This window comes from Sphingopyxis sp. Geo48, assembly GCF_949769155.1.
Lineage (GTDB): Bacteria > Pseudomonadota > Alphaproteobacteria > Sphingomonadales > Sphingomonadaceae > Sphingopyxis.
Genome location: NZ_CATKPA010000009.1, coordinates 41,149 through 66,533, shown reverse-complemented (window position 1 = coordinate 66,533; position 25,385 = coordinate 41,149). Strand labels below are relative to the sequence as shown.

General features: G+C 66.3%; 19 protein-coding genes and 1 tRNA gene. 12 read left to right on the top strand and 8 right to left on the bottom strand.

Annotated features, from left to right (window positions below; translation table 11 throughout):
* Positions 1-236: 236 nt before the first annotated feature.
* Positions 237-488, bottom strand: coding sequence for a hypothetical protein (locus QOL79_RS18725; RefSeq protein ID WP_058455925.1), 252 nt, complete (start codon positions 486-488; stop codon positions 237-239).
* Positions 489-670: 182 nt separating this feature from the next.
* On the opposite strand from QOL79_RS18725, the gene QOL79_RS18720 reads away from it, so the two are divergent.
* On the top strand, positions 671-1,243 hold the full coding sequence (locus tag QOL79_RS18720) for a superoxide dismutase family protein (protein ID WP_283420366.1): 573 nt from the start codon (positions 671-673) through the stop codon (positions 1,241-1,243).
* Positions 1,244-1,250: 7 nt separating this feature from the next.
* Here the strand turns inward: QOL79_RS18720 and QOL79_RS18715 are convergent, their stop codons facing one another.
* The gene (locus tag QOL79_RS18715) at positions 1,251-2,852 is read right to left on the bottom strand and encodes a spinster family MFS transporter (protein WP_283420365.1); all 1,602 of its coding nucleotides are present in this window, start codon (positions 2,850-2,852) and stop codon (positions 1,251-1,253) included.
* A gap of 107 nt (positions 2,853-2,959) precedes the next feature.
* Here QOL79_RS18715 and QOL79_RS18710 point away from each other — a divergent pair, with 107 nt between their 5' ends.
* On the top strand, positions 2,960-3,439 hold the full coding sequence (locus QOL79_RS18710) for a low molecular weight protein-tyrosine-phosphatase (RefSeq protein ID WP_204993459.1): 480 nt from the start codon (positions 2,960-2,962) through the stop codon (positions 3,437-3,439).
* On the opposite strand, the gene thpR is transcribed toward QOL79_RS18710, so the two are convergent.
* Positions 3,355-3,963 (bottom strand): RNA 2',3'-cyclic phosphodiesterase, encoded by a 609-nt coding sequence (thpR, locus tag QOL79_RS18705; RefSeq protein ID WP_204993458.1) that lies wholly within the window; start codon positions 3,961-3,963, stop codon positions 3,355-3,357. The genes QOL79_RS18710 and thpR overlap by 85 nt on opposite strands.
* A 138-nt stretch (positions 3,964-4,101) precedes the next feature.
* Between thpR and QOL79_RS18700 the strand changes: the two genes are divergently transcribed.
* Positions 4,102-4,839 carry a Bax inhibitor-1/YccA family protein gene (locus tag QOL79_RS18700; RefSeq protein WP_215349165.1) on the top strand — a complete coding sequence of 246 codons (738 nt, stop codon included), beginning with the start codon at positions 4,102-4,104 and terminating at the stop codon, positions 4,837-4,839.
* Positions 4,840-4,911: 72 nt separating this feature from the next.
* A complete protein-coding gene (locus QOL79_RS18695; RefSeq protein ID WP_283420364.1) occupies positions 4,912-5,811 on the top strand; it encodes a DUF2785 domain-containing protein in 900 nt (299 codons plus the stop codon).
* Here QOL79_RS18695 and QOL79_RS18690 read toward each other — a convergent pair.
* Positions 5,808-6,443, bottom strand: coding sequence for a glutathione S-transferase family protein (locus QOL79_RS18690; protein ID WP_283420363.1), 636 nt, complete (start codon positions 6,441-6,443; stop codon positions 5,808-5,810). The genes QOL79_RS18695 and QOL79_RS18690 overlap by 4 nt on opposite strands.
* A gap of 105 nt (positions 6,444-6,548) precedes the next feature.
* On the opposite strand from QOL79_RS18690, the gene QOL79_RS18685 reads away from it, so the two are divergent.
* Positions 6,549-7,310 (top strand): competence/damage-inducible protein A, encoded by a 762-nt coding sequence (locus QOL79_RS18685; RefSeq protein ID WP_283420362.1) that lies wholly within the window; start codon positions 6,549-6,551, stop codon positions 7,308-7,310.
* On the opposite strand, the gene QOL79_RS18680 is transcribed toward QOL79_RS18685, so the two are convergent.
* Positions 7,283-8,518, bottom strand: coding sequence for an MFS transporter (locus tag QOL79_RS18680; RefSeq protein WP_502957498.1), 1,236 nt, complete (start codon positions 8,516-8,518; stop codon positions 7,283-7,285). The two genes, QOL79_RS18685 and QOL79_RS18680, sit on opposite strands and share 28 nt — an antisense overlap.
* Positions 8,519-8,578: 60 nt before the next feature.
* Between QOL79_RS18680 and QOL79_RS18675 the strand changes: the two genes are divergently transcribed.
* A complete protein-coding gene (locus QOL79_RS18675) occupies positions 8,579-9,385 on the top strand; it encodes a transglutaminase-like domain-containing protein (protein ID WP_283420361.1) in 807 nt (268 codons plus the stop codon).
* On the opposite strand, the gene QOL79_RS18670 is transcribed toward QOL79_RS18675, so the two are convergent.
* A tRNA-Gly gene (locus QOL79_RS18670) sits at positions 9,351-9,424 on the bottom strand. The two genes, QOL79_RS18675 and QOL79_RS18670, sit on opposite strands and share 35 nt — an antisense overlap.
* A 51-nt stretch (positions 9,425-9,475) precedes the next feature.
* Positions 9,476-9,946, bottom strand: a complete 471-nt coding sequence (locus QOL79_RS18665; protein ID WP_283420360.1) for an Lrp/AsnC family transcriptional regulator — start codon at positions 9,944-9,946, stop codon at positions 9,476-9,478.
* Positions 9,947-10,045: 99 nt separating this feature from the next.
* Here QOL79_RS18665 and putA point away from each other — a divergent pair, with 99 nt between their 5' ends.
* Positions 10,046-13,138 (top strand): bifunctional proline dehydrogenase/L-glutamate gamma-semialdehyde dehydrogenase PutA, encoded by a 3,093-nt coding sequence (putA, locus tag QOL79_RS18660; protein ID WP_283420359.1) that lies wholly within the window; start codon positions 10,046-10,048, stop codon positions 13,136-13,138.
* Here putA and QOL79_RS18655 read toward each other — a convergent pair.
* Positions 13,135-14,073 (bottom strand): tetratricopeptide repeat protein, encoded by a 939-nt coding sequence (locus QOL79_RS18655; protein ID WP_283420358.1) that lies wholly within the window; start codon positions 14,071-14,073, stop codon positions 13,135-13,137. The genes putA and QOL79_RS18655 overlap by 4 nt on opposite strands.
* A gap of 158 nt (positions 14,074-14,231) precedes the next feature.
* Here QOL79_RS18655 and gdhA point away from each other — a divergent pair, with 158 nt between their 5' ends.
* From gdhA to QOL79_RS18630, 5 genes are read left to right on the top strand one after another with little or no spacing between them, the layout of a single operon-like run.
* A complete protein-coding gene (gene gdhA, locus QOL79_RS18650; protein ID WP_283420357.1) occupies positions 14,232-15,587 on the top strand; it encodes an NADP-specific glutamate dehydrogenase in 1,356 nt (451 codons plus the stop codon).
* 48 nt (positions 15,588-15,635) lie between these two features.
* Positions 15,636-17,096, top strand: a complete 1,461-nt coding sequence (locus QOL79_RS18645) for a multiheme c-type cytochrome (protein WP_283420356.1) — start codon at positions 15,636-15,638, stop codon at positions 17,094-17,096.
* Positions 17,097-17,100: 4 nt separating this feature from the next.
* Complete coding sequence (locus tag QOL79_RS18640) at positions 17,101-19,077, top strand: heme-binding protein (protein WP_283420355.1); 1,977 nt, start codon at positions 17,101-17,103, stop codon at positions 19,075-19,077.
* Between the two features lie 3 nt (positions 19,078-19,080).
* Positions 19,081-21,021, top strand: a complete 1,941-nt coding sequence (locus tag QOL79_RS18635; protein WP_283420354.1) for a hypothetical protein — start codon at positions 19,081-19,083, stop codon at positions 21,019-21,021.
* A 3-nt stretch (positions 21,022-21,024) separates the two neighbouring features.
* Complete coding sequence (locus QOL79_RS18630) at positions 21,025-25,356, top strand: hypothetical protein (protein ID WP_283420353.1); 4,332 nt, start codon at positions 21,025-21,027, stop codon at positions 25,354-25,356.
* Positions 25,357-25,385 lie beyond the last annotated feature (29 nt).

Below are 25,385 nucleotides of genomic sequence, written 5' to 3'. Positions count from 1 at the left end.
CGCCATCGGCTTCAGATAGGACCTTTCCTACATCATCCCGCTGTGCCAGCCTTCATCTGGCTCTTCCATCCGGTGATAAAAGACGGTCTCGGCTTGGCTTGCGGGCGCGGCGCGTCCGGCAATCCGCCCGCCCCAAAACGAAGGGCGCAATAGGCTGAACTTTCCTGAACTTTGAAATCCAGGGCGCGATGACAGGGAAGCCATCGCCGCTCCCCGCCCCGAACCAGCCCCTGCCATCAGTCGTCCTTGCCAGCTTCGCGAAACCGCAAACGGCCATCGATCTCGACGAAAAACGACGTCTCGCCTTTTCGCTTCAGATCGTGAAGCGCCTGCCGCCGGCACCCGGGGTCGTGGCTGATTCGCCAAGCAATCGGGCGCCGCATCTCCGCGTCGGCGAAAACCGGCTCGGGCGCTTCGTCGATCCCGACGCCGAATTTCGCGCGCGTCCGCTTCACCAGCGCGACGAATTCGGAATTGGCGAAAGTCATCGGTGCCTCTCCCGGCAAGAGCCACCGGGCAAAGCGGCCCGCTTCCAAGGAGATCGCCGGCTGGCGTGGGCCGGCCCTTCGCCCATATCGCACTTGGCAGCGCGACGAGTCGAGGGCATCATCGCGGTGGATCGAAATCGCCGCCGACGGCGTTATGATCGTCAAGCAACCGGAGAAGAGAGATGACCCAGCCCGCCGACCGCCGCCCGAAACTCGCCGCCGCGCTGCTGGGGGCCGCGACGCTGGCGCTGGCCGGATGTGCCGGGATGGGGGGCAAGCCGACGCAGACGCTGCCGCCCGCCGACGCCTCGGCGCCGCTGTTCGACGCGGCGGGCGCCGATCGCGGCCGCGCCGATTTCTACAAGGATAGCGACGGGCTGCGCATCGAACTCGTCGCGCGCGGCTTTGCGCCCGGCACCTATGGCATGCACGTCCACGCCGTCGGCCGCTGCGACGGCCCCGATTTCGCGAGCGCGGGCCCGCACTGGAACCCGACCGGCGCCCAGCACGGCCGCGACAACCCGATGGGAGCGCATCACGGCGACCTGCCGAATCTTGTGGTCGAAAGCGGCGAGATCGGCCGCGCGACGCTGAAGATCGTCGGCACCCGGCTCAGCGGCGAGGGCGGGCTGCTCGACGCCGACGGCGCGGCGTTCGTCATCCATGCCAAGCCCGACGATCTCAAGACCGACCCCAGCGGCAACAGCGGCGCGCGCGTCGCGTGCGGGGTGATCGCGCTCGGGTCGGCGAAATAATCGCCCGTCAGGCGGCCGCGGCCGCCGCGCGCTCGGCGATCGTCGCCTCGGCGCGCGGCACCGCGCGATAGGCGTAGACGAGGAGGCCGAGCGCGACCGGCGCGACCGCGATCAGCGACAGGATTCCCGTGCGCAGGTCGCTGACCGGCTTGCCGTCGACGATCGTCCCCGCGAGGTCGGAAATCTGACCGACCATATAGGGACCGAAGGACAGGCCGACGAGCGTGGTGCCGAGGAAGAAGGCGGCGGTCGCGGTGCCGCGCATCCGCGGCAGAACCAGATCCTGCGTCGTCGCTGCCGCCGCGCCGAGCGCGGTCGCGCCGAACATGCCCGCAAGGAAGTTCATCGCATAGAAGAGCGTCGAATTTTCGGTCGTGTAGCCAATCCAGATCGGGATGATCGGGGCGACGACACCGAAGATGATCATCAGGATGCGGCCTGCGGGATTCCGTTCGCGCAACGCATCGGCGATCCGTCCGCCGACGATCACGCCGATGAAGCCGCTGAGTGCGCCGTTGGCGCCGAGGATGAGGGCCAGTTCCTGCTTCGGCAGGCCCAGCACGGTTTCGGCATAGGGCGCCGACCAGAAGCCGAGGGCGTAGGCGGCGAGGCTGACAAGGCCGTATCCCAGCGTCGTGCAGATGAAGGCAGGGGTGCCCCAGATCAGCCGGAACGTGGCGGGATCGTGCGCCCGGAGCGTGCAGGCCCAGGAGAAGACCGCATAGTAGCCGAGCGCCACCGCCGACCATTGCGGGAAATTGCCTGTCAGTGCGATCATCCACCAGGCGAAGGCCGACACCGCCGCCGCAAAGCCGATGTTGACCCCCAGCGCCGCGGGTCCGCGCTTCCAGGCGCCATAGAGCGTCAGCGGCGGGACGATCATCGACAGATCCTTGCCGAACGCGCGGAAAGGGGTCGCCGAACTGGGGCTCGCGACGCCGTCCATCGCGCCGCGGACGGGTTCGCGCAGCGTTGCAACCCAGAGGGCGACGATCAGCCCGGGAATGCCGACTGCGAGGAACGCCGCCTGCCAGCCGACGAGCCCCATCGGGCCGCCGGCCGGATAGGAGCGGTTCCACGCCTCGACGATCGCCGCGCCGATGAACAGCGACACGCCGCCGCCAAGGTAGAGCCCCGACGAATAGATGGCGAGCGCGGTCGCCTTCTGCCGCTTCGGGAAATAGTCGGAGATCAGCGAGTAAGCGGTCGGGCTCGCGGTCGCCTCGCCGACGCCGACGCCCATGCGCGCGAAGGTCAGCGTCACCTTGTTGTATGCGAAGCCCGACAGCGCGGTCATCGTCGACCACAGAGTCAGGCCGATCGAGAGCAGCTTCACGCGGCTCCAATTGTCCGCGAGCCGGCCGAGCGGAATACCGAACAGCGCATAGAAGACCGCGAACGCAGCGCCGCCGAGGAAGCCGAGGTCCGAATCCTTGAGCCCGAGGTCGGCCTTGATATCGACCGCAAGGATGCTCAGGATCTGCCGGTCGATGAAATTGAGGATATAGACGACGACCAGCACGAACAGCACGTACCAGCTATAGCCGCTGGCCTGCGGCCCGGCGGGCGGCGCCCCGGCCGTCTCGTTCACGCTCGCGCTATCGGCCATCTGGCAACCCTCTCCCTGACCCATTATCCTTATGTCGCGGTGGTCGCACGAGCCGCCGCCCGGCGCAAGTTGAAAGTCGGTTCACCTTTGGAGCGAAGACGGACGATATGCGCGAAGATCGACCAAATCCCCCCGCGATTCTCTTCCTCTGCCTCGGCAATATCTGCCGCTCCCCGCTTGCCGAAGGGGCCGCGCGCGCCGCCTTTGCCGCGGCCGGGATCGCTGCGAGGCTCGATTCGGCGGGCACCGGCGACTGGCACGTCGGCCACCCGCCCGACCATCGCGCACAGGCCGAGGCGCGGCGGCGCGGTGCCGACATCTCGGACCTTCGCGCGCGCCAGCTTCGCCGCAGCGACTTTCATGATTTCGACCTCATCCTTGCCGCCGACGAGGCCAATCTGCGCGACGCCCGCGCGCTTCGTCCCATCGGCGCGACCGCCGAGCTCAGGCTGATGCTCGATCTGGTCGCCGGCCGCGAAGGGGAAAGCGTCACCGATCCCTATTATGGCGCCGATAACGGCTTCGCCGAAACATGGGACGATGTCAGCGCGGTCGCTGCCGCGCTCGTCGCCTCGTCGAGAGGATAGCGCGCGACCGGATGATAACGCGAGCCGCCGTGCCCCATCTCGCTTTCGTAGAGCGTGACATGGCCGAACGGAAAGGGTTCGCTGGCAAAGTCGCTGTTCAGCGCAAGGAAGGGCGCGACCGGGCCCGATCCGCGGTTGAGCCGCGCGAGCGTGATATGCGGCACGAAGGCTCGGGTTTCGGGCACGACCCCGACGCGCGCGAGCAGCTGGTCGACCTTGCGATGCAGCGCGGCGAGCGGCGCGTGGGGTAGAGCCCCTGCCCAGACCATGTGCGGCCGGCCTTGCCGCTCGAACAGGCCGACCCCGGCGATCCGCGCCTCGATCGCGGGCGCGTACAGGCTGCCCAACGCGGCGGCGATGTCCTCGGCGCGGTGGCGGTCGACTTCGCCGATGAAGCGCAGCGTGAGGTGGAGCTGTTCGTCATCTTGCCAGCGCGCGCCCGAAATGCCGTGCATCGCGGCGAGCAATTGTTGCCGGATCGGGCGCGGCGGGCGCAGGGCGACGAACAGGCGATGGGTCGACATGGCGGTGCCAGCATAGGGCGGTGCGCGACGGCTGCGAAGCCGAAACAGGGCGCATGTCCGGTTTCGCTTGAAACGAGCCGCGAATATCCCGATATTATCGCCACGGCCGGTATCGTCTGGCCGGTGATGGAGATGAAAATGGCTAATTGGAACGACCCCAATATGGCGGCGTCCGGCTTCCCAGGCAGCGCGAGCGCGATGGATCAGGCCGTCGATGCGGGCCTGCGGTCGTACATGCTGTCGGTCTACAACTATATGGCGTCGGGCGTCCTGCTGACCGGCGTTGTCGCGATGCTCTTCTCGCAGTGGGAAGGCGCACCCGCGCTGCTGTTCGGTCCGGGACCGGTCAAGTGGGTGATCATGCTCGCCCCGCTCGCCTTCGTGATGGTGCTGAGCTTCGGCATCAACAAGCTGTCGACGGCTGCGGCGCAGGCGCTTTACTGGGCTTATGCGGCGGTGATGGGCGTGTCGATGGCGGCGATCTTCTTCGTCTTCACCAACACCTCGATCGCGCAGACCTTCTTCGCGACCGCGGCGGCCTTCCTCGGCCTCAGCCTCTATGGCTACACGACCAAGAAGGATCTGTCGGGTTTCGGCACCTTCCTGATCATGGGCCTCGTCGGCATCATCGTCGCGATGCTGCTCAACGCTTTCGTGTTCCAGTCGGGCGCGCTGGCGCTGGCGATCAGCGTTATCGGCGTGCTGCTGTTCGCGGGCCTGACCGCCTATGACACGCAGAAGATCAAGAGCATGTATTTCTATGTCCGCGGGACCGACTTTGTCGGCAAGTCGGTGGTGATGGGCGCGCTGACGCTCTACCTCGACTTCGTCAACATGTTCACCTTCCTGCTCAACCTGCTGGGCAACCGCGAATAGGCGGCCGGACATCGACACGACACGGGCCCGGCGGAGCGATTCGCCGGGCCTTTTTCTTGGAGCGGGGGTGACATGAGGTTGGTGGGTATCATCGCCGTTGCCATGGCGACGCTGGCGCCGACGGCGGATGCAAAGGACGACGGAGCCGCGCCCTGCAATGTGGCGCGGCCGGCCGATGGCGACCTTGAAGCCTATGCCGCCGCATTTTTCCCGAGGGCGAGCAAGACCGACCTCGATGCGCTCGCCGCCTGCCTCGGCGATCCCGATCCCGCGGTGCGTGACGATTTCGCCTATGCGCTCTGGTCGGAAGGACTGCGCGGCAACCATCTGCGCACCGACCAGATGCGCCACGCGCTCGGCCGACTGACGGCTATGGCGACCGCGTCCGATGATCGCGCCGGCTTCGCGAAGCCCTTTGCCGCGCTTGCGCTGTCGGAAGTCGCGCGCACCGATCGCCTCGCGCCGTGGATGAGCGAAGCCGAATTGCGCGCGCTTGCGGCGACGGGTGCCGCTTATCTACGCGGCGTCAGCGACTATCGCGGCTTCACCGCCGGCGAGGGGTGGCGGCACGGTGTGGCGCATGGTTCCGACCTCGCGCTCCAGCTCGCGCTCAATCCGCGGCTGACGCGTGCCGATGCCGAGTTGCTGCTCGGCGCGATAGCGGCGCAGGTCGCGCCGACCGCCTCGCCCTATTATCATCATGGCGAATCGGCCCGCCTCGCGCGGCCCGTGCTGTTTCTCGCCAGGCGCCCCGATATCGATGACGCGGCTTGGGCGGCATGGTTCAAGGCGCTGCATCCCGATACGAGTGCGCGCTGGACGGACGCCTATACGAACGATGCCGGCCTCGCGGCGGTTCACAACACAACCGCATTCGCGAACGCCATCTATGTCAGCGCGGCCGAGACGCAGGATCCGCAGATCAAGCGCCTTGCCCCGCATGCGATCGCGTTGCTGAAGGCGCTGCCCTAAGCGGGGCTTGCTGCCTGCATCTCGGCGATCAGCGCATTGTCGATCGCCTTCGCCGCCTTGTAGCCAGCGCGTTCGCGAAGACCGGCGGCATAGGCTTCGAACGCCGGGCGCGACGGGATCGTCCCGAACTGCAGGCCCCAATCGACCTGGCTACCGACATAGACGTCGGCCGCGGTGAAGCGGTCGCCCGCAACACAAGTCTTGCCCGCGACCGCGCTTTCAAGCGCGTCGAGCGCATGCTCCAGCGTGCCGAAGCCTGCCGAACGCTGCTGGTCGGCGTCGGGTTCGATCCCGAGATGCTTGGCGGTGATCGCCTGCTCGACCGGCCCGGCGGCGAAGAACATCCAGCGATAATAATCGGCGCGATCGGCCAATGCCGGCGCGAGCCCCGCCGACGGAAAGGCATCGGCCAGATAGGCGCAGATCGCGGCGCATTCGGTCACCACCTTGCCGTTATGGACGATCGCCGGAACCTTCCCCATCGGGTTGATCGCGAGATAGGCGTCGTCCTTCATCGAGGTGCCGTAGCCGAGGATGTTCGTCTCATAGGGCGCGCCGACCTCTTCGAGCATCCAGCGGACGATCTGGCCGCGCGACATGGGATTGGTGTAGAAAATCAGCTCTTCTGCCATGATGCGTCTCCCTTTGGGGCGTGCGAGTCGGGTAAGAACATATCAGGAACAATTTCGATGTTCCAGCGGGCTTGTTTTGTCACCGTTCGCGGTTAAGGCAAAGCGATGAGCGACGAACGCATCTGGACCGCCGCCGTGCTGGTGATCGGCGACGAGATTCTCTCGGGCCGCACGCAGGACAAGAATGTGTCGCAGATCGCGACCTGGCTCGACGTGCAGGGGATCAGGCTGCGCGAAGTGCGGATCGTGCCCGACGTCGAGGATGAGATCGTCGACGCGCTGAACGCCATCCGCGCGCGTTACGACTATGTCTTCACCACCGGCGGGATCGGGCCGACGCACGACGACATCACGGTCGACGCGGTGGCGAAGGCGCTGGGCGTCGGGGTGATCATCCACCCCGCAGCGCGCGCGATCCTCGAACGTTACTATAACGGGCGCGGGATCGAGCTGACCGAGGCGCGGCTGCGCATGGCCCGCGTCCCCGAGGGCGCCGACCTGATCCCGAACCGCATGTCGGGCGCGCCGGGCATCCGCCTAGGAAATCTCTTCATCATGGCGGGCGTCCCCCACATCACCGCGGGGATGCTCGACGCGCTCACCGGCGAACTCGAAGGCGGCGCGCCGCTCGTCGCGCATACGATCGGGGCCTGGTCGCCCGAAAGCGAGGTCGCCGACCTGCTCCGTCAAGGCGAGAAGGACCATCCCGGCGTCGCCATCGGCAGCTATCCCTTCTTCCGTGACGGCCGGGTCGGCGCGAACTTCGTGATCCGATCGACTGACGGGGATGCGGTCGCCGCTTGCGTCGCGATGCTCACCGCTGGGCTCGAAGCGCTCGGCTATGCAGTGACCGACGGCGGGATTTGATCGGCCGGCTGCGCGCGCGGCAGGCGGCGCAGCATCACGATTGCCAATAATCCGAAGATCGCCGCCACGACGAAGGCCGCCCCGGGGAAATGCATCGGCGCGTTGTCCCCCGTGAAATGGGCCATCGTTCCCGTGAGCAGCGCCGGCGCGGCAAGCTGTCCCAGCCCCATCGCCATCGCCGAAATTCCCTGCACCTCGCCCTGCGTTTCGGGCGTCGCGCGGCGCGACATCATTGCCATCAGCGACGGCTGAACCGGTGCCTGCAAGGCAATCGGGATCAGCAGCAGGAAGGCGCCGAGCGTCGAGGTCGTGAAGGCATAACCGATATAGACCGCAACGGCGATCAGGATGCCGAGCGTGGCGGCATCGCGCTCTCCGAATCGCGCGACTACGGGCCCGACGACGAAGGCCTGACCGATCGCGATGGCGACCCCGACCGCAGCCAGGCTCGCACCGATCATCCCCGGCGTCCAGCCGAGCTGTGCGATGCAATAGAAGCTCCACGTCATCGGATAGACGAGGCTCGCGATCTGCCAGAGCACGAGGACGGTCGCGATTCCGCCCATGCCAGGGAGGCCGCGCATGGTCTGGAGCGCACCCAGCGGATTGGCGCGGCGCCAGTCGAAGGCGCGGCGGCGCTCGGGCGACAGCGTCTCGGGGAAGATGATCAGGCCATAGAGCATATTCGCCGCCGCCAGAATCGCCGCCGCCACGAAGGGCGCGCGCGGGCTCATCTCGCCGAGCAAGCCGCCGATTGCCGGGCCGACGACGAAGCCGACTCCGAAGGCCGCGCCGACAAAGCCGAAGTTGCGCGCGCGGTCTTCGGGCTTGGTGATGTCGGCGATCGCCGCTTGCGCCGCTGCATAGCTGCCGCCGAATATCCCCGAAATCGCCCGCGCGACGAACAGCCAGGGCAGCGTGCCGACGACGGTCAGCAGCGTGTAATCGGCCGCCAGTCCGCCGAGCGAGAGCAGCAGCACGCGCCGCCGGCCGAAGCGGTCGGACAGATTACCGAGCACCGGCGAAGCGAGGAAGGTCGCGACCGCCATCACCAGTCCGATCCAGGCACCGATCTCGATCGCGTGCGGCAGATCGATCTTGCCGACCTCCATGACTAGCTGCGGCAGCACCGGCATGATGATGCCGAACCCGATTGCGTCGATGAAGATGGTAACGACGATAAAGGGTATGGTCCGCGAAGGCGTCACTTGTTCTTTACCCCGATTGTCACTAGCGGCACCGATCCTTCCCTCAAGCGTTGGCGATAGATGAAACTGAAAATTTCCGCGTCCCTAAATTACCGCCTCCCCGAACCGGTCGACCTGATGTTGCAGGTCGAGGCCGCCAACGGCCATGGCCAGCATGTGATCGACAGTTCGCTCGACATGGGCGATCCTGAAAATCTCGCCCGCGTTCCCGCCAGCGACGGGATTTGCGAGCCGATATGGCTGCGCACCAGTGGCGAATTTCGGGCCGAATATCGCGCGCTCGTCGAAATCGACCGGCCTGAGGAAAATTTCCGCGCGTTGAGCGCCGTCCCGCTCCATCGCCTGCCTGCAGAAGCGGTGCCCTATCTCAACGAATCGCGATACTGCCCGTCGAACAAATTCCACGCCTTCGTCGAGCGTCGTTTCGGCGATCATGAGGGCGGCAAGAAGATCGGGCGTATGCGCGACTGGATCGAAAGCCGCTTCACCTATGTCTCGGGATCGAGCAATTCGGAAACCGGCGCGCTCGACAGCTTCGTCGAACGGCGCGGGGTCTGCCGCGACTATGCGCATGTCATGATCGCTCTGGCGCGCGCGGCGCATATCCCGGCGCGCATGGCGAGCGTCTATGCGCTCGGCGTCGATCCGCAGGATTTTCATGCCGTCGCCGAAGTCTATCTCGATGGCGACTGGCATATGGTCGATGCGACCGGAATGACCAAGCCGACCGAAACCGCACGGATCTGCGTCGGCCGCGACGCCGCCGACATTGCCTTTCTCACGGCCTATAGCGAGATCGAGTTCGTCAGCCAGAAGGTGAAGGTGAAGGAGGTGGAGCGGGTGAAGGGAATCGAACCCTCGTCGTAAGCTTGGGAAGCTTCTGCTCTACCATTGAGCTACACCCGCGATCCCGCGCGATTGGCACAGCGGGCGGCGACGGTCAATGGGCCTGCCGCCTCAGCGCGCCGCCTCGCGAACCGTTTCCATCACGACGAAGGTCGAGGTGTTCGCGACGTGCGGCAGGCTCGAGATTTTCTCGCCGAGCACCGTGCGATAGCGCCGCATGTCCGAGGTGCGGACCTTGAGCAGATAGTCGAAGCTGCTCGCGATCATGTGGCATTCCTCGATCTCGGCGATCCGCCGCACGGCGGCGTTGAACTCGCGCAGCGCCGCCTCGCGCGTGTCGGACAGGCGGACCTCGGCGAAGGCGACATGGTCGAGCCCGACCTTCGCCGGATCGACGATCGCCGCAAAGCCCGAAATCACGCCCTGTTCGACGAGCCGGCGGACGCGCTGCTGGCACGGCGTCTTCGACAGGCCGACCTGCTGGGCAAGGTCGGTGAAGGTGATACGGCCATCCTTGCGCAGAATTGCAAGGATCTTCCGGTCGAAATCATCCAATTCGACTGTCTTGCTGGCTTCCATCATGATTATCGACTAAAACAAGCCACAAAATAGGTCAAAACATAAATTCTTGGCGCGATATTAGGTCGGATCGCCGCGATGCGATGTTGTAGGGTGCGCGTCATGACCCAGCCTAACGACCGCGCCGCGCTCCGCGCCCTCGCCCGCCGTTCCGAAACCGATATCGTGGCCGACCTGCGCGCCGAGCTCGCCCGTTCGCCCGCGACCGTCGCGGCGACAACCGCCCGCGGGCTTGCGCTCATCCGCAAGGCGAAGGCCGAGGGCGAAAGCGAGACGCTCGTCGCGCAGCTGATGAACCGCTACCGCCTCTCGACCGAGGAAGGCGTCGTGCTGATGTGCCTTGCCGAAGCGCTGCTGCGCGTCCCCGACAGCGCGACCGCGAACGCCCTGATCCGCGACAAGATCGCCGGGCGGCACTGGAAGGAAGGCGAGGACGAGGACAGCCCTCTGATCGTCGCGCTGTCGGCGCGCGGGCTTTCCTTGGGGTCGGCGACGCTGATGCTGGACGCGATGGGCAGCAAGGCGAACCCGCTCTCGCTCCTCAAATCGATGATCCGCCGCTCGGGCGAGCCGGTGATCCGCCAGGCCGCGCTCGCGGCGATGAAGCTGCTCGGCCAGCAATTCGTGATGGGCGAGACGATCGATGCCGCGGTCAAGCGCGCCGACAAGGAAAAGCCGGAACTCGCGAGCTTCGACATGCTCGGCGAGGCCGCGCGCACCGCCGAGGATGCGCGGCGCTATTACGACAGTTACGCCAATGCCATCGCGCGCATCGGCAAGAAGGCAAAGCCCGGCGACCCGCACGCCAACCACGGCATCTCGATCAAGCTGTCGGCGCTCCATCCGCGCTACGAATATTTGCAGGCCGACCGTGTCCGAGACGAACTGATCCCGAGCGTCATCACGCTCGCGCGCGCGGCGCGCGATGTGAACATCCCGCTGATGATCGACGCCGAGGAAAGCGACCGGCTCGAACCGCATATGGACGTGTTCGAGGCGCTGATCGACGCCGGCATCGCCGACGGCTGGACCGGGCTCGGCATCGTGATCCAGGCGTATCAGAAGCGCGCGCCCGAAGCGATCCGCTGGGTCGCGGAAAAGGCGCGCGCGCGGGGGGTCAAGCTGTCGATGCGCCTCGTCAAGGGCGCCTATTGGGATACCGAGATCAAGCGCGCGCAGACGATGGGGCTCGGCCAATTCCCCGTCTTCACCGCGAAGAACCACACCGATCTCAACTATATGCATTGCGCGCAGATCCTCCGCGCTGCGCAGGACTGCATCTTCCCGGCCTTCGCCAGCCACAATGCGATGACGCTCGCCTTCGTGACCGAGCTGTTCATTGGCGCCGACTATGAGCTGCAGCGGCTCCACGGCATGGGTGAGGGCGCGCATGATGCGATCATGGCGCTCTATCCGCCGCCGCGCCCGGTGCGCGTCTATGCGCCCGTAGGCACGCACCGCGACCTGCTCGCCTATCTCGTCCGCCGCCTGCTCGAAAATGGAGCGAACTCCAGCTTCGTGCATCAATTCTCGGACCCCGACGTCACCCCCGAACAGCTCGCGGTCGATCCACGTAGCGCCCAGAGCACCCCGCGGTCGATCGCGACCGGGCTCGAACTCTTCGATCCCGCACGCCGCAACTCGCGCGGCTATGACCTCGGCGAACCCGGCGTCCCCGAAGCGCTCACCGCCGCGATCGCCAAGGCGCGCCAGAGCAACCATGTCGCCGCCCCGATCGTCGGCGGCGTCACGCAGAGCGGCACCGCCGAGCCGGTGCGCAACCCTGCCACCGGCGCTATCGTCGGGCAGGTGATCGAGGCCGACCGCGAAACCGTCGACGCCGCGGTCGCCGCGGCGCGCAAGGCGCAGGGCGACTGGAGCCTCGCCGGCGGCGAATTCCGCGCCGCGCGCCTCGAACGCGCCGCCGATCTGCTCGAAGAACGTGACGCCCTCTTCCTCGGCCTCGCGATCGACGAAGCCGGAAAGACGCTGGTCGATGCGATCGCCGAGGTGCGCGAAGCGGTCGATTTCCTCCGCTATTACGCGGCGCAGGCGCGCGCCGACTTCACTTACCCCGTCGCGCTTCCCGGTCCCACGGGCGAGCGCAACGAGCTGGTCCTCGAAGGCAAGGGCGTCTTCGTCGCGATCAGCCCGTGGAACTTTCCGCTCGCGATCTTCCTGGGGCAGGTGTCGGCCGCGCTCGCCGCGGGCAACAGCGTCCTCGCCAAACCCGCCGAACAGACCCCGCTCATCGCGCACGCTGCGGTCGAGCTGCTGCTCGAAGCGGGCGTTCCCGGCGACGTCCTTGCGTTTCTCCCGGGCCGCGGCGAGACCGTCGGCGCGGCGCTTACCGGGCATGACGATATCATCGGCGTCGCCTTCACCGGCTCGACCGAGGTCGCGCGGATGATCAACCGCAGCCTTGCGGGGCGCGACGGGCCGATCGCGACCTTGATCGCCGAGACCGGCGGCGCAAACGCGATGATCGTCGATTCGACCGCGCTCCCCGAACAGGTCGCGCGCGATGCCGTTGCCAGTGCCTTCCAGTCGGCGGGCCAGCGCTGTTCGGCGCTCCGCCTGCTTTGCGTGCAGGAAGATGTCGCCGACACGATGATCGCGATGGTCGCGGGCGCGATGGCCGAGCTGAACGTTGGCGACCCCGCAATCCTGTCGACAGACGTCGGCCCGATCATCGATGACGAGGCGCAAGCCAATATTGCGGCTTATGTCGCCGAAGCCCGCGCGGTGGGCCGTGTGATCGCCGAAGCGGGGCGCACGAACTTGCCCGCGGACGGCCATTTCGTACCGCCCGCCCTGATCCGCCTCGACCATGTCACCGACCTCAAGCGCGAGATTTTCGGACCGGTGCTCCACGTCGCGACGTGGAAGGGCGGCGAGCTCGACCAGCTCATCGATGCGATCAACAGCTCGGGCTACGGCCTGACATTGGGCGTCCACACGCGCATCGACGGCGTTGCAGCGCATATCGCGGCGCGCGCGCAGGTCGGCAACGTCTATGTCAACCGCAACCAGATCGGCGCGATCGTCGGCTCGCAGCCGTTCGGCGGGCGCGGCCTCTCGGGCACCGGCCCGAAAGCCGGCGGCCCGCACTACCTCCACCGTTTCGCCGAGGAAAAGTCGATCTCGACCGACATCACCGCAGCGGGCGGCAATGCGGCGCTGATGGCGGGTTAGGCCCCCGGCACGCCGAGCAGCTGCGCTTGAGCCTTCAACCGTCCGGCGGCGGCCGGATTGGCGGCGACGCCGTCCTTCAGCGCCTGCGCCGCCTTCGCGCTCTCGCCGAGCGTCATGCGGCTGCGCATCAGCATGATCCAGCGGTCGACATCCTTGGGGTTGGCCTTCAGCTTGGCTTCGAGCCCGCTCACCATGCCCTCGATCATCGCATCCTGCTGACCCTTGGGCAGCTGGGACGCCGCTTCCATGTCGGCGCGGGTCGGTCCCGGGATCGCCCGCGCCGCGACCGGCATCTCGTTGGCGGTCAGCGGCCGCGCCTGCGTATTCTGCAGCCGCATCGCGACGTCGATCTTGTGGATCGCGCCGACCTGCCCGATCGTGCGGCGGAGGTCGGCCTCCCACGGGGCGCCCTGCGGCGTATCGGCGAGCAGCGCGAACCAGTCCTCGATCGCGCCCTTGTGGTCGCCGCCGACATCCTTTTTCACCGCGAGGAAATAGCGCGCGCGCGGATCCTTCGCGTCGAGCGCGATCGCCTTGTTGAACGCCGCGAGCGCCGCGGCGGGCATCGGGTCGCGCTCGCTCGCCATTACCCGCGCCTCGCCGAGTGCCGACCAGAGCCCCGCCGAGTCGGAAGAAAGCGCGGTCGCTTTCTCGTAGGCGGCGACCGCGCCCGCGTATTCGCCCATGTCGAAGCGCGCTGCGCCGAGCTGCATCCACGCCTCGGCGCTGCCCGGTTCGGCGCGCGTCCGTGCCTCCAGCGCGGCGAGTTGATCTCCCGGTGGCGCGGTGGCTTCGACGGACTTCTGCGGTGCAGAATCGGCGGAATCGCGCCAGATTGCATAGCCGATCGCGGCGACGAGCAGCAGCGCGGCGGCTATCAGGATCGCCCGATTCGTGGGCGTCATCCCGCTTGCCATCTTCTTGCTCTCACTCATCTTTGTCCCCTCGTCCGGCTCGCAAAAAACATGGACGCGACGCGCTCGCGTCTTGCCTTTGCCTCGCGATGGTGTAGCCTTCGACCCGCGAGGTCGGTCAACGACAAAATCGTCAGTGGGGTCGCACCGATTTTCCCAGCCAACAGGGGGAGGGGTGCATGGCAGTTTCGGATCACGTCGACTTTCCGACGTTTATGGAAGGGGTGAAGAAGCGCAACCCCGGCCAGGATGAGTTCGTGCAGGCGGTCCAGGAGGTCGCCGAAGATATTTTCGACTTCATCGCCGACAAGGAAGAATATCACGCGCAGCAGATATTGCGGCGCATCGCCGAGCCCGACCGGGTCGTGTCCTTCCGCGTGTGCTGGGAGGATGACGCCGGCAATATTCGCGTCCAACGCGGCTGGCGCGTCCAGAACAACAATGCCATCGGCCCGTACAAGGGCGGGATCCGCTTTCACCCGAGCGTGACCGAAAGCGTCCTCAAATTCCTCGCCTTCGAACAGACGTTCAAGAATGCGCTCACGGGGCTGCCGATGGGCGGCGGCAAGGGCGGGTCGAACTTCAACCCCAAGGGCAAGAGCGTGCGCGAGATCATGCGCTTCTGCCAGAGCTTCATGACCGAGCTGTACCGGCACATCGGCGCCGACGTCGACGTGCCCGCGGGCGACATCGGTGTGGGCGGGCGCGAGATCGGCTTCATGTTCGGCCAGTACAAGCGTATCACCAACGAATTCACCGGCGTCCTCACGGGCAAGGGGCTCGAATGGGGCGGTTCGCTGATCCGTACCGAGGCGACGGGCTATGGCGCGGTGTATTTTCTGGCCAACATGCTCGCCGCCAAGGGGCAGGATCTCGTCGGCAAGACCGCCGTCATCTCCGGCTCGGGCAATGTCGCGACGCACGCGGCGGAAAAGATCGTCCAGCTTGGTGGCAAGGTGCTCACCCTGTCCGATTCGGGCGGTTTCATCCACGATCCCGACGGCATCACGCAGGACAAGATCGACTGGGTGAAGGCGCACAAGACGCACCGCCGCGGCCGGATCGAGGATTATTGCGACGAGTTCAAAGGCGCGAGCTTCACCGCAGGCAAGACGCCATGGGGCGTTCCCTGCGACGTTGCGCTGCCGTGCGCGACGCAGAATGAATTGCTTGGCGAGGACGCCAAGACGCTGGTCGCCAATGGCTGCATTGCGGTCAGCGAAGGCGCCAACATGCCGACCAACCTCGAGGGCGTGCATCACTTCAAGCATGCGAAGATCATGTTCGCGCCGGGCAAGGCGGCGAATGCCGGCGGTGTCGCGGTCTCGGGCCTCGAAATGAGCCAGAACAGCGGCCGACGCAGCTGGAGCGAGGCCGAATTGCAACAGATGCTCAAGGACATCATGGACGGCATCCACAAAAGTTGCCTGACCTATGGCGATCAGGGCAATGGCTATATTGACTATGTGAAGGGCGCCAATATCGCGGGCTTCAAGAAGGTGGCCGACGCGATGCTGGCATTCGGAGTGGTGTAAGTCGCAGTCTAGGCGCAAAAGCGCCAGGCGGGAAAAGGGGACATGGGCATGACGACCGACGCGATTGTGGGGCGCGGCGAACGACTGTGGGCGACCGTCTGGACGCTCGCGGCGTTGCTGCTGGCGCTGACGATCGCCGCGATCGTCGCGGCGCCCCCCGCGCGCTCGCAGGGCGAAGCGGGCGGTCGCTATACCGGCGTCGCCTCCTGCGCGGGATCGACCTGTCACGGCCGGATGGAGGGCGACGGCACCGTTGTCCGCCAGGACGAGCTGATGCGCTGGCAGGAACCCTCGACCCCCGGCGGCGCGCATAGTCGCGCCTGGGCGGTGCTCAGCAACAGCCGCAGCCAGTTCATCGCGAAGAATCTCGGGATCGGCGATCCGTCGACCGCGCCGATGTGCCTCGGCTGCCACAGCACGCAGGGCGCGATCGCCGCGTCGGGCGGCGCGCGGCGCGGGTCGGTGCCGCTCGAGGATGGCGTCGGCTGCGAATCGTGCCACGGACCCGCGGGCGGCTGGATCGCGAGCCACTATGCCGGTATCGGCACCAACGCCAACCCCGACGCCGAGATGCGCGACAAGCATCTCTCGAACCTTCGCGCGGGTCTCTGGAAGCTCGAGGATCCGGTGGTGCGCGCGGGCGTCTGCGTCGACTGCCACTTCGGTTCGGCGGGCGAAGGGCAGTTCGTCACCCACCGCCTCATGGCCGCAGGGCACCCGCGCATCTCGTTCGAACTCGATCTCTTCTCCTCGCTCCAGGCGCATCATCAGGAAGACGCCGACTATGGCTGGCGCAAGTTCGGCGCGGGTTCGGGGCGCACCAACCATGTCCAGATGTGGGCGGTCGGGCAGGCGGTCGCGCTCGAACGCAGCCTCGCGCTCTTCCAGTCGCGGCGCGGGACCGAAGGGATGTTCCCCGAATTCTACTTCCTCGACTGCCACAGCTGCCACCGCCGCATCTACGATCAGGCGAAGCCGGTGAAGACCAGCCTCGACAATCCGGGGCGGACGAACATCCCCGAGGGCATGCCGCCCTATAATGACGAGAATCTGATCATGCTGTCGGCGGCGGCGCGCGTCGCCGCGCCCGCGCTCGCCGACCAGCTCGCGGCCCGCACCGCCGCCTTCCACAAGGCGATGACGATCGACCGCGCGAGTGCGGTCAGCGCTGCCGCGCAGCTTCAGCAGACGGTCTCGGCGCTGAAGGCCGCCTTTGCCGCACGCAGCTTCTCGGGCGCCGACGCCTTCACCCTCGTCGATGCGATTTCGGCGAAGGCGGTGGGCGACCGGCTGACCGACTATTCGGGGTCGCAGCAGGCGGTAATGGGGGTCGACACGCTGCTCAACGCGATGGTGTCGTCGGGCCGGATCACCGTCGGCGCCGCGGCCGGCATCCGCGCCGACATCGACCGCGCCTATACCGCGGTCAAGGATCCGAACGCCTTCCGCCCCGCCGATTTCCAGGCTTCGCTGGGCAGCGCGGTGCGCGCCATCGGGGCGCTGCGGTAAAGATATGCAACCCACATCCCGCCTCTTTCATTCGGTGGCCTTCGTCGCGGCTGCTTCGCTTCTGCTCGCCTCCTGCGGCGGCGGCGGGGGAGGCGGCGGGACGCCGACCCCCACCCCAACCCCGACCCCCACGCCGACCCCGACCGGCGGGTTGTTCACCCCGCCCGCCGCCGAATCGCTGAGCGTCACTGAGGTCCAGACGATCCTCGCCAACGCGATATCGGAGGCGCAGGCGCGCGGGCTTCCGTCGGTGATCGCGGTGACCGACCGCGTCGGCAACGTCCTCGCTGTTTTTCGCATGAACGGCGCGCGCGCGACCGCAACGACGTCGCCCGCGCCGAACGGCCAGAATATCGACGCGCAGAATGTCACCTTCCCGGCAGAGGGCGGCGCGATCGCGAAGGCGATCACCGGCGCCTATCTGTCGAGCGGCGGCAACGCCTTTTCGACGCGCACCGCGAGCCAGATCGTCCAGGAGCATTTCCCGCCCGCGCCGACCACCGTCGGGCTCGAAAGCGGGCCGCTGTTCGGGGTGCAGTTCAGCCAGCTTCCGTGCAGCGATTTCTCGTCGCGCTTCGGTGCCGCGGGCAACGCCGCGCTGATCGGGCCGAAACGCTCGCCGCTCGGCCTCGCCGCCGATGCGGGCGGGCTGCCGCTCTACAAGAATGGCGTGCTCGTCGGCGGCATCGGGGTGATGGGCGACGGCGTCTATGGCAGCGACCCGAACATCCTCGATATCGAGAACGACCCCGAGGAGTTCATCGCGCTCGCCGGCACGCGGGGATTCGAGGCGCCGGCGGCAATCACCGCCGACAAGATCAGCGTCGATGGCACGACCTTGCGCTTTTCCGACGCGACCTTCGCGGGCGTGATGTCGAGCGGCGGCGCCAGCTTCGCCTCGTTCAACGGAACCGCGGGCAATCTCGTCGCGGTGCCGGGCTATTCGGCCGCGGCGGTCACGGCGGGCATTGCCTATGGCACCGAGGCGTCGGGCATTCGTGCGTCGACCCCGGCCGAATTCTCGAACCGCGACGCGTTCATCTTCACCGACGGCAGCGGCAACAACCGCTATCCGATCCGCGCGGCCACTGACGGCGCGGCGGTTGCCACCCCGCTTTCGCAGGCCGAAGTGCGCGCTGTGCTCGAAGAGGCGTTCACGGTGATGAGCCGCGCGCGCGCGCAGATCCGCAAACCGCTCGACAGCCGCGCGCAGGTCACGATCACCGTTGTCGACACCTTCGGCACCCCGCTCGGCATGGTGCGCTCGCCCGACGCGCCGATCTTCGGGTCCGACGTGTCCTTGCAGAAGGCGCGCACCGCCGCCTTCTTCTCGAACCCCAATGCGGGCGCCGAGCTCAGCGCCAACGCCAGCGCCGACATCCGGCAGTTCGTGACGGCGGTCCGGACGTTCCTGAACAATCCGGCGGCGCTGACGGGAACGATCGCCTTCCCCGACCGCGCGGGCGGCAATCTGTCGCGCCCCTATTTCCCCGATGGCGAGGTCGGGCGGCCGAACGGCCCCTTCTCGCGCCCGATCGCGCAATTCAACCCCTTCTCGACCGGGCTCCAGTCGGCGCTGATCATCGGCAACCTCGGCCAGCATGTCGGCTTCCTGCAAGGCGCGAACCCCGACACGCCGGCGCGTTGCACGACCCTGCCCGATGTCGCTGCAGGACAGAATCGGCTGCAGAACGGCATCCAGATCTTTCCTGGCTCGGTGCCGATCTATCGCGGCAGCACGCTGGTGGGCGGGATCGGCGTGTCGGGCGACGGTATCGACCAGGACGACATGATCAGCTTCCTGGGCACGCATAATGGCGGGGCCAGGGTCGGCGGGATCGGCAATGCCCCGATGGCGATCCGGTCGGACAATGTCGTCGTGACGCTCGCCGACGGCAAGACGGTGCGGCTGCGTTATGTCGGCTGTCCGTTCGCACCCTTCCTCGACACCAATCAGCAAAATGTCTGTCAGGGGCTTTAGCGGGTGAGCGTCGACGTCAGCCTGCTGCCGATCATCGCGACGCTCGCGGCGCAGGGGACGCCCGCGGCCGAGGCGCCGCCGCCGCCCGCGACCGATCCGGCAACCGCTGACGGAAGTGCCACGCCATCGGCGACCGATCAGGCGCCGGCGACCGAGGAACTGACACCGCCGCCGCCACCCGTCGATTGGCAGGAAGTGATCAAGGACGACCTCGTCACCCAGATCATCGAGGGGCGACGCCGCCCCGGCTACACGCCCGACCTTCCCGACCAGTTGACGCAGGACAATGTCGGCGCGCTGCGCCCGCCGCCGCCGCAGGCCTTTCCGGGGATGGACGACCAGCTTCCGGTCCCCGACCGCTGGCGGCTGATCGAGACACTCGGCGTCGTCAAGGAACGCTGGTTCGACCCCTATCACCAGAATACGTTGAAGGGCGACCGGCCGGTCAACCGCGACAAGGTCAAATGGTTGCCGATCAAGGGCGACGACTGGTTCTTTGTCGCCAATGCCGTGTCCGACACGGTCTTCGAACCGCGCACCTTCCCGATCCCCGTCGGCGTCCAGACGACTTCGCGCCCAGGCAGCATCGACGTGTTCGGCAAGAACCGCAGCTTTGTGTTCGCGCAGACCTTCATCGCCGGCGCCGCGCTGATCAAGGGATCGACCGCGTTCAAGCCGCCCGATGTCGAATATCGCGTCACGCTCGCCTATCAGGCCAATTATGTCGACGTGCCCGAACGGCGCGTCCTCGACGTGCGTCCGTCGAAACCGAGCCACCGCTACGACAGCTTCCTCGGCGTGCAGGAACTGTTCGTCGACAAGCACCTCGGCAACGACAGCGACCGCTACGATTTCCATTCGATCCGCATCGGCATCCAGCCTTTCCAGAGCGATTTCCGCGGCTTCCTGTTCAACGACAGCCAGCTCGGCGTCCGTTTCTTCGGCAACCGCGACAACAACCGCTTCCAGTACAACCTCGCCGCCTTCTGGCGGCTCGAGAAGGATACCAACAGCGGTCTCAACGACATCACCCAGACGCCGCGCGACGATTTCATCTTCACCGCTAATCTTTATCGCCAGGATTTCCCGTTCGTCGGGCTGACCAGCCAGGTCAGCGTGACCTACAATATGAACCGCGAAAAGAAAGACGTGCAGATCGACCACAATGGTTTCCCGGTGCGGCCGGCGCTGCTCGGCGATCTGCGCGGGCGCGAATATGACGTCGCCTATCTCGGCTACAGCGCCGACGGACGCATCGGGCGGATCAACGTCACGGCCAGCTTCTACGCCGCGCTCGGCGAGGACCGGAACAGCTTCTTCACCAGCAAGCCGGCGAAGATCCGCGCGGGCTTCGCTGCCGCCGAGCTCAGCTACGACCATGACTGGATGCGCTTCCGCCTGTCGGGCCTCTATGCCAGCGGCGACCGCAACCCGTATAATAATGTCGAGGGCGGGTTCGACGCGATCTTCGAGAATCCGATCTTCGGCGGCGCCGACACCAGCTACTGGATCCGCCAGACGATCCCCTTCGCGGGCGGCGGCCGCGTCATCTCGATCAACGGCCGCAACGGCATATTGAATTCGCTGCGCTCGTCGAAGGAGGAGGGGCAGTCGAACTTCAACAATCCGGGCACGGTGTTTGTCGGCGCGGGCGCCGATTTCGACCTCTCGCCCGAAACGCGCGTCAGCTTCAATGCCAACCACCTCTGGTTCGACAATACGAAGGTACTCCAGAACCTCCGCGTCGAGGGCTCGATTCCGAAGGATATCGGTTTCGACCTGTCGGTCGCGGGGATCTGGCGGCCGAAGGCGACGCAGAATATCGTCGGGCGCCTCAGCGCCGCGGTCCTCCTTCCGGGCAAGGGATTCAAGGATTTGTTCGACAACAAGGAACGCGACAAGGCCTATGTCTCGATCCTTGCCAATGTGATCGTGAGTTTCTGACCGATGGCGCGCAAGCTCTTCGCTCTCTTCGCTTTCCTGATGATGGCGCTGGCGTTCGGCGGCCAGGCGGTGCGCGCGTCCGAGGAGGAAAAGCCGGTCAAGGTCGTCTATCGCTTCACGCCCCCGGCACCGAAGGAGCAGAGCGAGGCCGAAATGGCCGGTAAATCGGCGGGTTGCTATAGCTGCCACGTCCGCACCGACCAGCCGACGATGCACAAGACGCCCGCGGTGCGGCTCGGCTGCACCGATTGCCACGGCGGCGATTCGACCTCGCCCGCAGCCTTCGGCAAGCCCGAACTCGGCTATGAAAGCGCCTATAATCTCGCGGCGAAGAAGGCCGCGCACCCGCAACCGACCTTGCCAGGCGCGTGGGGCGACAGTCCCGCGAACCCGAAGCGCAGCTATACTTTGCTCAACAAGGAAGCGCCCGAATATATCCGTTTCGTCAACCCCAGCGACTATCGCGTCGCGCGGGAGGCGTGCGGAGCGTGCCACCTCGAGGTGATCGAGGCGACCGAGCGTTCGCTGATGTCGACCGGCGCGATGCTGTGGGGCGGCGCCGCGTACAACAACGGCATCGTCCCCTACAAGAATTACATCTTCGGCGAGGCCTATACGCGCGACGGCAAACCCGCGTGCATCCTTTCGCCCTCGTCGCGGCTGACGAAGGAGGAATATGCCGAGGCGTGCAAGCCGAGCTTCGGTTTCGACAAGATATTGACCGATGCCGAGAAGAAACGCGGCGCGCTGGCGAAAATGTATCCGCTCCCGCGCTGGAGCGTGATTCCGCCGGGCGACGTCTTCCGCGTGTTCGAGCGCGGCGGGCGCAACATCAACACACAGTTCGCCGAAATCGGCCTGCCGAACCCGAGCGGCAGCATCCAGCGCCTCGAAGAGCCGGGCCGCCCCGACCTTAAACAGTCGAACCGCGGTCCGGGTACCGGGCTGCGCGTCGCGATCCCCGTGCTCAACATTCACAAGACGCGCCTCAACGATCCCTTCATGTGGTTCATGGGCACCAACGACCAGCCGGGCGACTATCGCCATTCGGGCTGCGCGGGCTGTCACGTCATCTATGCCAACGACCGCGAGCCGCGGCACAGCCTGATCTATGCGCAATATGGCCGCGACGGCGAGACCGCGACGGTCGACCCGACGATCCGGGACCGCAAATGGAAGCCCGACGATGACGGGCATGGCGGCGGGCACGGCGACACCCATGGCGGCGGCGCGGCGGACCATGGCGACGGCGCGCAGCACGCGCCCGACCCGGACCAGCATGGCGCGCTCGTCGACCCCGCCGCCGCAAAGGCCGGACCGCAGGCCCAGGCAAAGAAGGAACGCCTCGAATCGGGCCACCCGATCGGACACGCCTTCACGCGCGCGATCCCGACCGCGCAGTGCATGACGTGCCACATGCACCAGCCGAACATCTTCCTGAACTCCTACCTCGGCTACACGATGTGGGATTATGAGTCCGACGCGCCGCAGATGTGGCCGGGGCCGAACAACACCGCGCCGCGCCCGCCGGGGATGAGCGACGAGGACTATCAGAAGAAATACAAGCAGCAGCATTATCCGACCGCGGCCGAGGTCCACAAGACGCTCGAACGCAATCCCGAAGGGGCGGCGACGCGCGGGCTATGGTCCGACGTCGAGTTCCTGCGCGACGTCTATGATGTCAACGACACCAACCAGAACACCCAGTTCGCCGACTATCACGGCCACGGCTGGAACTTCCGCGGCATCTTCAAGCGCGACCGCAACGGCAATCTGCTCGATGCCGAGGGCAATATGTCGACCTATGGCACCGACAAGGCGCATATTGTCGACCCCGCCGATCCCGAGAAATGGCGCAAGAGCTGCAGCCACTATACCGAGGCGAAGGAGCGCGAACTCTGCCTGTCGACCGCGGCCCCCGACGGCCGCGAGGGCAAGTTCGTGCCGCCGGGCCTCAACCCCGGCAAGGCGGTGCACATGATGGACATCCACGCCGAAAAGGGGATGCAGTGCGCCGACTGCCACTTCGCGCAAGATGCGCACGGCAACGGCTATATCCAGGGCGAGGTCGCGAACGCGGTCGAGATCGGGTGCAAGGATTGCCACGGCACCGCGGATGCGTTGCCGAACCTGCTCACGTCGAACGTCGCGGCGCGGCCGCAGGGCACAAATCTGGCGCTGCTGCGCAACAGCGACGGGCGCCGCCGCTTCGAATTCCAGTATAATGACGATGGCGAGGTCACGGGCCTGATCCAGCGCTCGATCGTCGATCCAAAGCTCGAATGGCAGGTCAGCCTCGTCAAGCAGGCGGTGACCCCGGGGCCGCATTTCAATGCGAAGGCGGCGCGCGCGAAACTGATGTCGCGCTCGGGTGCCGACGACGGCAAGTTCGAATGGGGCCCCGGCGTCGCGAAGGAGGATCGCGCGCACGGCGACGACAAGATGACCTGCTTCACCTGCCACCTCTCATGGACGACGAGTTGCGGCGGCTGCCATTTGCCGATCGAGGCGAACTGGAAGACCAAGATGCACCATTTCGAGGGGGAGGAGACACGCAACTTTGCGACCTACAACCCGCAGGTGGCGCGCGACGAGATGTTCCAGCTCGGCCGCCACATGCTGACCAAGCCCGGCGAACCCGGCCCGAACGGCGAGGTGCGCGGGATCATCACGCCGGTACGATCTACCTCGGCACTGATCCTGTCGTCGACGAACCTCAATCGCGAGCGCATCTATGTGCAACAGCCGCCCATTTCGGCCGCGGGCTTCTCGAGCCAGGCCTTCGCACCGCACTTCCCGCACACGGTACGGCGTCAGGAAACCAAGCAATGCACCGACTGCCACCTGTCCGAAGCCGACGACAATAATGCGATCATGTCGCAGCTCTTGCTGATGGGCACCAACTTCGTGAACTTCGTCGGGCTCAACGTCTGGTCGGGGCAGGAAGACAGTTTCCAGGCGACGCGCGTCACCGAATGGGACGAGCCGCAGGCGGTCATCGGCAGCTATCTGCAGAAATATGCCTATCCCGATTATTGGGACATGCACGTCAACAAGAATGGCCGCGAGCTCAAGAACTGGGTGCGCGGCAAGGTGTTCGACAAGAAGATTTCGGGCGAGAAATATGCGCTCGAGGAATTTGCGAACATCAACCAGGGCACGAGCGGCCGCGTGAACTGCCTGCAACAGCGCGGCGAATATATGTTCGTCGCCGAGGGCAAGGGCGGCTTCCGCGTCTATGACGTCGCCTCGATCGGCAACAAGGGCTTCTCCGAACGCATCGTCCGCGCGCCCTTCTCGCCGCTGGGTCACGACACGCATGTCAAGACGACCAACGCGACCTGCATGGCGATCGGCACCAACCAGCCGATCAGCATCTCGCGCAACGACCATATCGTGAAGGATTTCCCCGAGAATCACGAACAGTCCTTCCACCCGCTCTATCGCTACGCGGTGATCACCGACAGCGTCGAGGGGCTGGTCCTCGTCGATATCGACACGATGGCGAACGGCGAATTCCGCGACAACAAGCTGACGCGCGCGCTGACGTGGAATCCGGACAATGTCCTCAAGGGCGCGAGGCATGTCACGCTGGCTGGCAATTACGCCTATATCACCACCGACGCCGGGCTCGTCGTCGTCGACCTGTCGGCGCCGCTCGAACCCAAGGTCACGGCGCAGTTGCCGCTGGCCGACGCGCGCGCCAGCGCGGTGCAGTTCCGCTACCTCTGGATCACCGATGCCGGGGGTGTCAGCCTGTTCGACATCACCAACATGGCGCAGCCGGTGCCGGTGCCCGAAGGCAATGTGCGGCTTGCCAATGCGCGGAAAATCTATCTCGCGCGGACGTATATGTATGTCGCGGCGAAGGCCGACGGCCTGGTGATCGTCGACGTGACGCAGCCCGCGGCGCCGGTCGTCTGGCCCGCGCTGACCTTCGACGGCAAGCTCGATGATGCCGAGGATGTGATCGTCGCGTCGACCAACGCCTCGCTCTTTGCCTATGTCGCCGACGGCCGGAACGGCATCAAGGTGCTGCAGCTGACCAGCCCCGACAATCCCGGCCTTTACGGCTTCTCGCCGAAGCCGACGCCCGAGCTGATCGCGTGGGCGAAGACCCCCTCGCCGGCGATCGCGCTGTCGAAGGGTCTCGACCGCGACCGCGGGGTCGACGAGAGCGGCGGGCAGATCGCCGTGTTCGGCCGCGTCGGTTCGCGACCGTTCACGCGGAGCGAGATGGAAAAGCTGTTCCTCAACAGCAAGGGCCAGGTTTACAAGGTCCGCGACGAGGTCGATCAGGCGGCGTGGCGGCCGCCCTTGCTCTACGCGAACTGAGCGTCGCAGGCCCGGCACGGCGCCCGTTG

Bases quoted from the DNA above. Each gene is read 5' to 3' on its own strand.
- QOL79_RS18725 (WP_058455925.1), bottom strand. From the start codon at position 488: ATGACTTTCGCCAATTCCGAATTCGTCGCGCTGGTGAAGCGGACGCGC.
- QOL79_RS18720 (WP_283420366.1), top strand. From the start codon at position 671: ATGACCCAGCCCGCCGACCGCCGCCCGAAACTCGCCGCCGCGCTGCTG.
- QOL79_RS18715 (WP_283420365.1), bottom strand. From the start codon at position 2,852: ATGGCCGATAGCGCGAGCGTGAACGAGACGGCCGGGGCGCCGCCCGCC.
- QOL79_RS18710 (WP_204993459.1), top strand. From the start codon at position 2,960: ATGCGCGAAGATCGACCAAATCCCCCCGCGATTCTCTTCCTCTGCCTC.
- thpR (WP_204993458.1), bottom strand. From the start codon at position 3,963: ATGTCGACCCATCGCCTGTTCGTCGCCCTGCGCCCGCCGCGCCCGATC.
- QOL79_RS18700 (WP_215349165.1), top strand. From the start codon at position 4,102: ATGGCTAATTGGAACGACCCCAATATGGCGGCGTCCGGCTTCCCAGGC.
- QOL79_RS18695 (WP_283420364.1), top strand. From the start codon at position 4,912: ATGAGGTTGGTGGGTATCATCGCCGTTGCCATGGCGACGCTGGCGCCG.
- QOL79_RS18690 (WP_283420363.1), bottom strand. From the start codon at position 6,443: ATGGCAGAAGAGCTGATTTTCTACACCAATCCCATGTCGCGCGGCCAG.
- QOL79_RS18685 (WP_283420362.1), top strand. From the start codon at position 6,549: ATGAGCGACGAACGCATCTGGACCGCCGCCGTGCTGGTGATCGGCGAC.
- QOL79_RS18675 (WP_283420361.1), top strand. From the start codon at position 8,579: ATGAAACTGAAAATTTCCGCGTCCCTAAATTACCGCCTCCCCGAACCG.
- QOL79_RS18665 (WP_283420360.1), bottom strand. From the start codon at position 9,946: ATGATGGAAGCCAGCAAGACAGTCGAATTGGATGATTTCGACCGGAAG.
- putA (WP_283420359.1), top strand. From the start codon at position 10,046: ATGACCCAGCCTAACGACCGCGCCGCGCTCCGCGCCCTCGCCCGCCGT.
- QOL79_RS18655 (WP_283420358.1), bottom strand. From the start codon at position 14,073: ATGAGTGAGAGCAAGAAGATGGCAAGCGGGATGACGCCCACGAATCGG.
- gdhA (WP_283420357.1), top strand. From the start codon at position 14,232: ATGGCAGTTTCGGATCACGTCGACTTTCCGACGTTTATGGAAGGGGTG.
- QOL79_RS18645 (WP_283420356.1), top strand. From the start codon at position 15,636: ATGACGACCGACGCGATTGTGGGGCGCGGCGAACGACTGTGGGCGACC.
- QOL79_RS18640 (WP_283420355.1), top strand. From the start codon at position 17,101: ATGCAACCCACATCCCGCCTCTTTCATTCGGTGGCCTTCGTCGCGGCT.
- QOL79_RS18630 (WP_283420353.1), top strand. From the start codon at position 21,025: ATGGCGCGCAAGCTCTTCGCTCTCTTCGCTTTCCTGATGATGGCGCTG.